10 protein-coding genes are annotated in these 10,069 nt (G+C 72.1%); 6 read left to right on the top strand and 4 right to left on the bottom strand.

What is annotated here, in order from left to right:
* Nucleotides 1-367 (bottom strand): DUF2510 domain-containing protein (locus tag E7Z54_RS23845; protein WP_206056445.1); only part of this gene is annotated, 367 nt, incomplete at its 3' end.
* A gap of 138 nt (nucleotides 368-505) precedes the next feature.
* Between E7Z54_RS23845 and E7Z54_RS21250 the strand changes: the two genes are divergently transcribed.
* The 6 genes from E7Z54_RS21250 (at nucleotide 506) to E7Z54_RS21225 (ending at nucleotide 8,207) form a co-directional block, all read left to right on the top strand.
* Complete coding sequence (locus E7Z54_RS21250; protein ID WP_276606252.1) at nucleotides 506-1,279, top strand: isoprenyl transferase; 774 nt, start codon at nucleotides 506-508, stop codon at nucleotides 1,277-1,279.
* 26 nt (nucleotides 1,280-1,305) lie between these two features.
* Complete coding sequence (locus E7Z54_RS21245) at nucleotides 1,306-1,806, top strand: DUF3817 domain-containing protein (protein WP_136436727.1); 501 nt, start codon at nucleotides 1,306-1,308, stop codon at nucleotides 1,804-1,806.
* A gap of 35 nt (nucleotides 1,807-1,841) precedes the next feature.
* Nucleotides 1,842-3,179, top strand: a complete 1,338-nt coding sequence (locus E7Z54_RS21240) for a serpin family protein (protein WP_136436726.1) — start codon at nucleotides 1,842-1,844, stop codon at nucleotides 3,177-3,179.
* A gap of 100 nt (nucleotides 3,180-3,279) precedes the next feature.
* Nucleotides 3,280-6,849 carry a transcription-repair coupling factor gene (gene mfd, locus E7Z54_RS21235; protein ID WP_136436730.1) on the top strand — a complete coding sequence of 1,190 codons (3,570 nt, stop codon included), beginning with the start codon at nucleotides 3,280-3,282 and terminating at the stop codon, nucleotides 6,847-6,849.
* 15 nt (nucleotides 6,850-6,864) lie between these two features.
* On the top strand, nucleotides 6,865-7,587 hold the full coding sequence (locus E7Z54_RS21230) for a hypothetical protein (RefSeq protein ID WP_136436725.1): 723 nt from the start codon (nucleotides 6,865-6,867) through the stop codon (nucleotides 7,585-7,587).
* Between the two features lie 62 nt (nucleotides 7,588-7,649).
* Nucleotides 7,650-8,207: a MazG family protein gene (locus E7Z54_RS21225; protein WP_136436729.1), complete on the top strand. Its 558-nt coding sequence runs from the start codon at nucleotides 7,650-7,652 to the stop codon at nucleotides 8,205-8,207.
* Between the two features lie 93 nt (nucleotides 8,208-8,300).
* Here the strand turns inward: E7Z54_RS21225 and E7Z54_RS23600 are convergent, their stop codons facing one another.
* The 3 genes from E7Z54_RS23600 to E7Z54_RS21210 all read right to left on the bottom strand — a co-directional run bounded on the left by E7Z54_RS23600 (nucleotide 8,301) and on the right by E7Z54_RS21210 (nucleotide 10,060).
* Entirely contained in the window at nucleotides 8,301-9,020 is a 720-nt protein-coding gene (locus tag E7Z54_RS23600) for a DUF3224 domain-containing protein (RefSeq protein WP_168798447.1), read from the bottom strand.
* A 96-nt stretch (nucleotides 9,021-9,116) separates the two neighbouring features.
* Nucleotides 9,117-9,881, bottom strand: a complete 765-nt coding sequence (locus E7Z54_RS21215) for a class I SAM-dependent methyltransferase (RefSeq protein ID WP_136436724.1) — start codon at nucleotides 9,879-9,881, stop codon at nucleotides 9,117-9,119.
* A gap of 44 nt (nucleotides 9,882-9,925) precedes the next feature.
* The gene (locus E7Z54_RS21210; RefSeq protein ID WP_240769824.1) at nucleotides 9,926-10,060 is read right to left on the bottom strand and encodes a homocysteine S-methyltransferase family protein; all 135 of its coding nucleotides are present in this window, start codon (nucleotides 10,058-10,060) and stop codon (nucleotides 9,926-9,928) included.
* Nucleotides 10,061-10,069 lie beyond the last annotated feature (9 nt).

The raw sequence follows: 10,069 nt of genomic DNA, 5'->3' as shown, positions 1-10,069 counted from the left end.
CGGGTGCGTCGGCCGACGCGTCGGGCTGCGAGGGTCGAGGCGCGAACGCCGTCTCCGGCTCGTGGACCGGCATGTCCATCGCCTGGGTCGTGCTGGACGGCTCCTCGGTGGCGGAGTCCCCGCCCAGCCAGTCAGACGACTCCGCCGACTCCGCCGACTCCGCCGCGTCCGCCGCGTCCGAGGCCGGCTCCTCGGCGCGGTGGCTGCCGGCGGCCTCGCCGCCGTCGCCCCCTCCGGTGGAGGCCGGGTAGAGGGGGGAGACCGACTGCACTCCCTGGTCGGAGACGTGTTCGGTCCACTGGGCGCCGTCCCAGTAGCGGAGTTCGTGCCGGCCGGTCGGGTCCGGATGCCACGCGGCAGCGGTCATGGTCGTCGTACCTCTCTCGAACGTCGGTGGCGCGTGCGCGCCGCATCCCATCGTGTCAGCCCAGGTCACGGGCGTGAAGGTCCGATCGTCCCCCGCGAAGAGCCGTCCATCGGGGACCTCGTGGCCTACGATCGTGGCGTGGCGGACTGGAAGCGTGGCGTGCGCAAGGTGCTCTATCCCGCCTACGAGGCGCGCATGTTGCGCAGGATGCCGGCCAACCTGCCGAAGCACATCGGGGTCATGCTCGACGGCAACCGGCGGTGGGCGAAGGCGGTGGGGCGCGACACGGCCCATGGTCACCGTGCCGGCGCGGCGAACATCGAGCCGCTGCTGACGTGGTGCGACGAGGTCGGCATCGAGGTGGTCACGCTGTGGCTGCTGTCGACCGACAACCTGAACCGGCCCGACGAGGAGCTGGAGCCGCTTCTGGAGATCATCGTCGACGCCGTCGACTCGCTGGCCGACCAGCGCCGCTGGCGGCTGCACCCGGTCGGAGCGCTCGACCTGCTGCCGGCCGCCACCGCGAAGCGGCTCAAGGCCGCGGCCGAGGCCACCTCCGACGTCGACGGGATGATCGTCAACGTGGCCGTCGCCTACGGCGGCCGCCGGGAGATCGCCGACGCCGTCCGCTCCCTGCTGCAGGAGCACGCCGCGAAGGGCACCTCGCTCGAGGACCTGGCGCAGCGGATCGACATCGAGCACATCGAGGAGCACCTGTACACCAAGGGCCAGCCCGACCCGGACCTGGTGATCCGCACATCGGGGGAGCAGCGGCTCGGTGGGTTCCTCCTCTGGCAGAGCGCGAAGTCGGAGTTCTACTTCTGCGAGGCCTACTGGCCCGACTTCCGGCGGGTCGACTTCCTCCGCGCGATCCGTGCCTACGCCCTGCGCGAGCGCCGTTTCGGCACTTGAGGTGGCGCGAAGTTAGCGTTGCCTGCATGAGCGTCCCTGCGAGTGTCCAGGCTGTCGCCGAGCCCGGCAGGCCGAGCACCTGGAACCCCACCCGTCTCTTCCGCGCCGTCGCGATCGCCGAGGCGGTGACCTGGGCCGGCCTGCTGGCCGGCATGTTCCTGAAGTACGTGACCGAGACCACCGAGGTCGGCGTCCGGGTCTTCGGGATGCTGCACGGCGTCGTGTTCATCGCTTACGTCGTCACGACCCTGGTGGTCTGGGCGGACCGGAAGTGGACCGCGGGCCGCGGACTGCTCGCGCTGGTCGCGTCGGTTCCGCCGCTGATGACCCTGCCGCTCGAGTGGCACGCGGTCCGTCGCGGCTGGCTCGGTGACACCTGGCGGCTGCCCGCCGGTGCCGGCTCCTCGCTGCCCGACCGGGTCGTGGCCTGGCTGCTGCGCAACCCGCTGCGCGGCGTCGGTGTCGGCCTGGTGGCCGTGATGGCGCTGACCGGGCTCGCCCTGCTCGTGGGGCCACCGACCTCCTGAGGGAACCGCGCCCGGGGCAGTAGCGTCGTAGGACCATGATCGATCGACGCGACACGCTGCGCTACGGCCTCCTCGGCCTCTCCGCGTTCGGCGGCGCCGGCCTGCTGACGGCCTGCGCGAGGGACCAGGATCCGCCACCGGTCGGCGGCCCGGCCGACCCCGACGGTATCCGGCTCGTCTCCTCCGACCTGCGCCGCGCGGCGGGTGACTCGACGGTCCTCCCCGGTCTCGTCGCCGGTCTTCGGGCCTTCGCCGGGGACCTCTTCGGGGGGCTCGCGGAGAAGCAGGGGAATCTCGTGCTCTCGCCGTACTCCGTCGCCGTGGCGCTCGGGATGACACTCCCCGGGGCGGTCGGCAAGACGGCCGAGGAGATGCGCGCCGTGCTGCGGGTCGACGCGGTTGGGCCGGACCGCTGGCACAAGGGCGTCAACGCGCTCACCGCGCACGTCGAGGGCCTGGCGGGGAAGCAGGAGCGGCGCGACGGCAGCAGCGCCGAGATCGCGCTCGCGACGGCCAACCAGCTGTTCGGGCACCAGGGCGTGCCGTGGGAGGAGGAGTTCCTCGACCTCCTCGCCAAGGAGTACGGCGCCGGGCTGCGTGTCGTCGACTTCGAGACCGCCACCGAGGAGGCCCGGATCCTGATCAACACCTGGGTCGAGCAGCAGACCCACGACCGGATCAAGGACCTGATTCCCCAGGGCGTCCTCGACAACCTCACCCGCCTGGTGCTGGTCAACGCCATCTACCTCAAGGCCCCGTGGGAGGGCCCGTTCACCAAGGAGCTGACCGCGAAGGCGCCGTTCCACCTCGACGACGACAGGACCGTCGAGGTCGACATGATGAACCGGCCGGACCTGGCCGGCGCGCTGCTCGCCGGCGACGGGTGGCGGGCGGCTCGGATCCCCTACGCCGGGCAGCGAATGGCGATGACGGTCGTGCTGCCGGACGAGGGCCGGCTGCCGGCGACCGAGGCGTTCCTGGCGGACGGCGGTCTCAGCGCGCTCACCGGCCCGGGCCGCCCGGCGACGATCGACCTGAGGCTGCCGCGGTGGACCTTCCGGACCCAGGCGCCGCTCGGCGACCTGCTCAAGTCCCTCGGGATGCCGACCGCCTTCGCCGAGGGCGTCGCCGATTTCACCGCGATGACCGACGACGACCTGTCGCTCTACATCGCCGCCGTCCTGCACCAGGGCTTCATCGCCGTCGACGAGGAGGGCACCGAGGCGGCCGCCGCGACCGCCGTGGTGGTCAAGACCGAGAGCGCCGTCCAGGCCGAGGAGCTCACCGTGGACCGCCCGTTCCTGTTCGTGATCCACGACGTGGAGCACGGCGCGCCGCTGTTCGTGGGCCGGGTCAGCGACCCGACGGCGTAGCCGGACCGGCCGTCGGCGCGCCCCCGTAGACTCAGCGACGACCCCCTGTCCTCCTCGACAGGGGGCTGTCGTGCTGTCACCCACCGGAAATGAGCTCCCTGTGCACCTCGCCGGCCTCGCCGACGCCGTCCTCGCTGAGCCCACGCTGTCGGCAGCCCTGGAGGGGGCTGCCGAGGGACGGGTCCCTGCCAGCGAGCTGACCGGGCCCGAAGCGCTGCGGCCGTTCCTCGCGGCCGGCCTCGCGCGGACCGGGCGTCCGGTTCTCGCGGTCACCGCGACCACCCGCGAGGCCGAGCAGCTGACCGCCGAGCTGGGTGACCTGCTCGACCCGGCGACGGTCGCCTACTACCCGAGCTGGGAGACACTCCCGCACGAGCGGCTCAGCCCCCGCAGCGACACCGTCGGTCGCCGGCTGGCGGTGCTGCGCCGGATCTGCCACCCCGGGGACGACGAGACGACCGGGCCGATCTCGGTGGTGGTGGCGCCGGTGCGCTCCGTTCTCCAGCCCCAGGTCAAGGGGCTGGGCGACCTCACGCCGGTCGAGTTGAAGGTCGGCGACGCCGCCGCGCTCGACGACGTCGTGGCCGGACTCTCGGGGGCGGCGTACTCGCGGGTCGACCTGGTCGAGAAGCGTGGCGAGTTCGCGGTCCGCGGCGGCATCGTCGACGTGTTCCCCCCGACCGAGGAGCACCCGGTGCGGGTGGAGTTCTGGGGCGACGAGGTCGAGGAGCTCCGGTCCTTCGCCGTCGCCGACCAGCGCACCATCGCGCCGCTCCGGCGGCTCTGGGCGCCGCCGTGCCGCGAGCTGCTGCTCACCGACGAGGTCCGCGCCCGTGCCGCCGAGCTCGGCCGCCAGCACCCCCAGCTGGTGGAGATCACCGACAAGCTCGCACAGGGGATCGCCGTCGAGGGGATGGAGGCGCTGATCCCGGCGCTCGTCGACGAGCTCGAGCTGCTCGTCGACCTGCTCCCCGGCGACACCCAGGTCCTGGTGCTCGACCCCGAGCGCGCCCGAGCGCGCGCCCATGACCTGGTCGCCACCAGCGAGGAGTTCCTCGCAGCGTCGTGGGCGACCGCCGCGAGCGGCGGCAAGGCTCCGGTCGACCTCGGCGCGGCGTCGTACCAGTCCCTCGCCGACGTCCGCTCCCACGCAGGTGCGCTGGGTCAGGGCTGGTGGACGTTCAGCCCGTTCGGCCTGGACGCACCTGACGAAACTGTCGTCGAAGCGGCGGATGAGGAGCAGATTCGTCAGGTACGACGACGTGCGGCGCCCGCCCCGAGCTACCGCGGCGACGTCGAGCGGGCCTTCGCCGACATCCAGCGCTGGCGGGCCGACGGCTACCGGGTCGTCGTGGTGCACGCCGGCCATGGCCCGGCGCAGCGCATGGTCGAGGCGCTGGGGGAGCACGACGTGGCGGGCCGCCTGGTCGAGAGCGTCCGCAAGAGCGAGGAGATCGACCCCGACGTCGTCACCGTGACGTGCGGACAGCTCGCGCACGGCGTCGTCCGAGAGCCGGCCGACGACCTGCCGGGCCTGGCCATCCTGACCGGCGAGGACATCGTCGGCGCGAAGGCATCCACCCGCGACAAGGGCGCGATGCCGGTCCGCCGGAAGCGCCAGATCGATCCGCTCGAGCTCAAGGCGGGGGACTACGTCGTGCACGAGCAGCACGGCGTGGGTCGCTTCGTCGAGATGAAGCAGCGGGAGGTGCAGGGCGCGGTCCGCGAGTACCTCGTGCTGGACTACGGTCCGTCGAAGCGAGGCGGTCCTCCGGACCGCCTCTACGTCCCGGCCGACGCGCTGGACCAGGTGACCCGCTACGTCGGCGGCGAGCAGCCCAGCCTCGACCGGCTCGGGGGCGCCGACTGGACCAAGCGCAAGAACCGCGCCAGGAAGGCGGTCCGGGAGATCGCGGCGGAGCTGATCAAGCTCTACGCGGCGCGGCAGGCCACCCAGGGCCATGCGTTCGGGTCCGACACCCCGTGGCAGCGGGAGCTGGAGGACGCGTTCCCGTTCCACGAGACGCCCGACCAGCTGACCACCGTCGACGAGGTCAAGGTCGACATGGAGCGGACCGTGCCGATGGACCGGCTGGTGTGCGGTGACGTGGGCTACGGCAAGACCGAGATCGCGGTACGGGCGGCGTTCAAGGCCGTGCAGGACGGCAAGCAGGTGGCGGTGCTGGTGCCGACCACGCTGCTGGTCAGCCAGCACCTGGCGACCTTCGCCGAGCGGATGAGCGGCTTCCCGGTCGTCCTCAAGCCGCTGAGCCGGTTCCAGTCCGACAAGGAGGCCGGCGAGGTGGTCACCGGGATCGCCGACGGCTCGATCGACATCGTGGTCGGCACGCACCGGCTGCTGAACCCGGACACCAGGTTCAAGGATCTGGGCCTGATCATCGTGGACGAGGAGCAGCGGTTCGGCGTGGAGCACAAGGAGGCGATGAAGCGCCTCCGCACCTCCGTCGACGTGCTCTCGATGAGCGCGACTCCGATCCCGAGGACCCTGGAGATGGCGATCACCGGCATCCGCGAGATGTCGACGATCACCACGCCGCCGGAGGAGCGGCACCCGGTGCTCACCTACGTGGGCGGTTACGAGGACCGGCAGGTCGTCGCTGCGATCCGCCGCGAGCTGCTGCGCGACGGGCAGGTCTTCTACATCCACAACCGGGTGAGCTCGATCGAGAAGGCCGCAGCGAAGCTCCGCGAGCTGGTGCCCGACGCACGGGTGGCCACCGCCCACGGCCAGATGGGGGAGCACCAGCTGGAGCAGGTGATGCTCGACTTCTGGGAGAAGCGGTTCGACGTGCTGGTCTGCACGACCATCGTCGAGTCCGGCCTCGACGTCTCCAACGCCAACACCATGATCATCGAGCGGGCGGACACGCTGGGTCTCAGCCAGCTCCATCAGCTGCGCGGGCGGGTCGGGCGGTCCCGGGAGCGGGCCTACGCCTACTTCCTCTACCCCACGGAGAAGCCGCTGACCGAGACCGCCCACGAGCGGCTGGCGACCCTGGCGCAGCACTCGGACCTGGGCGGTGGCATGGCCATCGCCATGAAGGACCTCGAGATCCGGGGCGCGGGCAACCTGCTGGGCGGCGAGCAGTCCGGTCACATCGCCGACGTCGGCTTCGACCTGTACGTCCGGCTGGTCGGCGAGGCGGTGCGCGACTTCAGGTCCGACGGCGAGGTGCCCGAGCAGCTCGACGAGGTTCGCATCGAGCTCCCGGTCGAGGCGCATCTGCCGCACGACTACATCCCCAGCGAGCGGCTCCGGCTGGAGATGTACAAGCGGCTCGCGGAGGTCCGCAGCGATGCCGACGTGGACGAGATCGTGGCCGAGCTCGACGACCGGTACGGCGAGCCGCCCGAGCCGGTCGCTGCGCTGCTCCTGGTCGCGCGGTTCCGCGCCCGGGTGCGGGCGGCGGGGGTCCGCGAGGTGACGACCGTCGGCAAGAACGTGCGGTTCGCGCCCGTCGTACTGCCGGAGTCACGGACGATCCGGCTGCAGCGGCTGTTCCCGAAGTCGATCGTGAAGAGCCAGCTCGAGTCGATCCTGGTGCCGCGTCCCGGCACACCGGGGGCGACGGGGCGTCCGATCGAGGGGATCGCCCTGCTTGAATGGGCCCGCCTTGTGATTGATTCAGTCATCGACCCCAAGGACTGACCCGAAGGAGTGAGCGTGCGTCGTCGCGTAGTCCCGTTCATCACCGCCCTGGCCGCCGTGGCCACGTTCGCCACGGGCTGTGGCCTCACCGACCAGGGCCCCAGGCCCGGAGTGGCCGCCGAGGTCGACGGCGAGACGCTGCGGCTGGCGCAGGTCGACGAGGCGGTGGAGGAGTACTGCGTCCTGCGTGCCGAGCACCCCGAGGCGGTCCCGGTCGCGAGAGCCTCGATCCGCGCGCAGTTCACCCTCGGCTGGACGCAGGCGGTCGCCGTCGAGCGGCTCGCTGCGGAGTACGACGTGTCGTTGCCGCCCGAGAAGGTCCACCGCGCCGCGGTCGAGGCCGCCTGGGGCGAGCTCGGCGAGATCGACGATGACAACTACGAGGCCTTCGCGTGGCTGACCTGGATCCAGGCGCGGCTGACGTCGCCGGTGGAGGCTCTCGGGTCGCGCAAGCTCGAGGAGGAGACCGGGCAGGGCTCCGTCGGCCAGGCCGCGGTCGACCGCGGTGTCGTACTGATCCAGGAGTGGATGCAGGAGGAGGACCTGCAGCTCAACCCGGTGCTGGGCGAGCTGGACGAGGAGAACGGTCTCTTCAGCAGCGATGCGCTCTCCGTGCCCGTGAGCGACGAGGCGAAGCAGGCCGCGTCGACCGAGCAGTCCCAGGAGTACGTCGCGAACCTGCCGGCCGGCCAGCGCTGCGGCCCCGAGGCCGCGTCCCCCGAGGTGGGGCAAGGCTGAGCGGGGGGCCCGAACCTCGCACGGACTCCGCGGACGCCGCCGTCGCGGAGTTCGTGACCGTGATGCGCCGGCTGCGGGCGGAGTGCCCGTGGAAGCAGGAGCAGACTCATCGCTCGTTGGCGCGCTACCTCCTCGAGGAGGCGTACGAGACCGTCGAGGCGCTGGACTCCGGCGATGACGCTCACCTGCGGGAGGAGCTCGGCGACCTGCTCCTCCAGGTCGTCTTCCACGCCGTGATCGCCGAGCAGCGCGGCGCGTTCGACCTCGGGGACGTCGCGCGCGGGGTGACCGAGAAGATGCGCCGGCGCAACCCGCACGTGTTCGCGGAGACCCCCGGCTCGGCCGAGCTGTCCGCTGCCGACGTCAACGACCTGTGGATGCTGGTGAAGGGCACCGAGAAGGACCGGTCGTCGGTGGAGGAGGGCATCCCGACCGCCCTCCCCGCCCTGTTGTACGCCGACAAGGTGCTCGACCGTCTCGAGCGGGCCGGGCAGCCGGCGGAGGTGGCGGCCGGGTCCGACGACCTCGGCGAGCGCCTGCTCGCACTGGTCGCCGAGGCCCGCGCGGCAGGGGTAGACCCGGAGCAGGCGCTGCGGGACGCCGTACGCGCGCGGCTCTAGGCGTCAGCGCGCCTCGGGTGGATCCAACGCCGCAGCACGGTGCTCGCCGGCTCGCTCATCCGGCTCGACCGACCGCGACAGACTGCGTCGTCCTCATGATGCGAGCCCTCCGTAGGTGATCCGGGCGTGCTGGGCGGTCCTGCCCGGACGGATCTCCACCGACCCGAAGATGCCGGTCAGGTCGCCGGTGCCGGAGCCGGGGACGACCTCGCAGATCCACCGGTCCTCGCCGTCACGCATGGTGCGGTAGTACTGGAAGGCCAACGCGCCCTCGCGACCGTCGACGGAACCCCGGAAGACCTCCAGGGCGACGAACCCAGCGGTGCTCTCGACCGGGTCGCCCACCGAGAGCATCAGCTCCTCACTGGTGCCGACGAGGCCGCCGGTCCACGCCTTGGTGGCGGCGACGCGGTGGATCCCGGCACCCGGCTCGGCGACGCAGTGCTCCACGGTCGAGGTGGCCTCGGTCGTGCGGAGGTCGCCGGTGGTCGGGTCGCCAGAGCTGCGCCACACGGAGGCGTTCTCGGCCAGGGCGGCCTTGAGGTCGGCGGCGTCGCGGGCGAGGCGCTCCCGGGCCTCCCGGAGCTCGTCATCGGGGAAACGGGTCCCGTCGTCACCGACGACGAAGCCGATCCCGAGCACGTCACTCGCGTCTCCGTGGTCAGCCAGGATGGCCAGCGCTCGTCGCACGACTCCGTCGGTCGCGGCGTACTGCTCACGGAGAGTGGCGAGCGAGGGCAGCCGGCTCCCGGGGGCGAACTCGCCCGTCTCGATACGGCGGCGGAGGTCGGCTGCCACCTCGTCGGGATCCATGGACTGGCCTCTCAGCTGTAGACCCCGAGCGTCGGTGATGAACGGTTCAACGATACGGCCGCTGCTGCGTTAGGGGGTCCGGTTTCGGCGAGCTCGTCAACGCAGGGCGGTCGCGGCCCACGCGCTCGCGTCGATCGTGAACGGGGCGTCCCCATGCTCCTCGCGGAGGGCGGCGACCAGCCGTTCCCGACCCCCGTCGTCGAGACCCGTGACGTACGCCCCGGCCGGCCCGACGCCGTACGTGAACGGCTCCCACCAGTCATCGAAGTTGGGGAACTCCACGCTGACGGTCAGTCTCGTCTCCGCGACCCCAGGCATGCCCGCCCGGGTGAACAGGTCGGTCAGGTCGCCTTCGGTGGCGCCGGGCAGCCGGCCCTCGCCGGCGCTCGGGTCCGACCGCTTCACGACCCGCCAGAACGGGGACAGCGGTCCGCTGTCGCCGCCGTGGTCCCACACGCACGCGCTGACCCGTCCGCCGGGCGCGGTGACCCGCGCCATCTCGGCGAGGCCCGCGACCGGGTCGCTCATGAAGTGGACGACCAGCTGCGCGAGCGTGGCGCCGAACCTGCCGTCCTCGTACGGCAGCGACTCGGCTGACGCGACGCGCACGTCGGCCTCGGGATGGGCGGCCGCGTTCGCCTCGGCGAAGATCTCCATCGGCTCCACCGCGGCCACCTGGGCCTCCCCGCAGCGCCGCGCCAGCTCGGCCGTGAGCATCCCCGGCCCGCTGCCCACGTCGAGCACCCGGCTCCCCGGCTCGACGCCATCGAGCCCGAGGTCGGCGAACGGGACGGCGAGTGGCGTCGAGAAGCGCCCCATGAAGCGTGCGTAGGAGTCGGCCGAGACGTCGAAGTAGGCCATCCCTGCATGATGGCACGCCGTTGGGCAGGAGCCGGACCGCGCCGTCAGGGGGATGCCCGGAGCCTCGCGGCCAGCGCGCCGATCTCGGTCGGACCGACCCGGCAGCAGCCGCCGACGTACGCCGCGCCCTGCGCGACCCAGCCGACCGCGGCGTCGACGTCGAACTCGCCGTCGCCCACCCAGGTGTT

This window comes from Nocardioides sp. (assembly GCF_004803405.1).
Taxonomy (GTDB): domain Bacteria; phylum Actinomycetota; class Actinomycetes; order Propionibacteriales; family Nocardioidaceae; genus Nocardioides; species Nocardioides vastitatis.
This window is presented reverse-complemented; position numbering and strand designations above follow the sequence as displayed.

Excerpts from the sequence above, each read along its gene's own strand:
- E7Z54_RS21245 (WP_136436727.1), top strand. The coding sequence starts at position 1,306 with ATGAGCGTCCCTGCGAGTGTCCAGGCTGTCGCCGAGCCCGGCAGGCCG.
- E7Z54_RS21240 (WP_136436726.1), top strand. The coding sequence starts at position 1,842 with ATGATCGATCGACGCGACACGCTGCGCTACGGCCTCCTCGGCCTCTCC.
- E7Z54_RS21225 (WP_136436729.1), top strand. The coding sequence starts at position 7,650 with ATGCGCCGGCTGCGGGCGGAGTGCCCGTGGAAGCAGGAGCAGACTCAT.
- E7Z54_RS23600 (WP_168798447.1), bottom strand. The coding sequence starts at position 9,020 with ATGGATCCCGACGAGGTGGCAGCCGACCTCCGCCGCCGTATCGAGACG.
- E7Z54_RS21215 (WP_136436724.1), bottom strand. The coding sequence starts at position 9,881 with ATGGCCTACTTCGACGTCTCGGCCGACTCCTACGCACGCTTCATGGGG.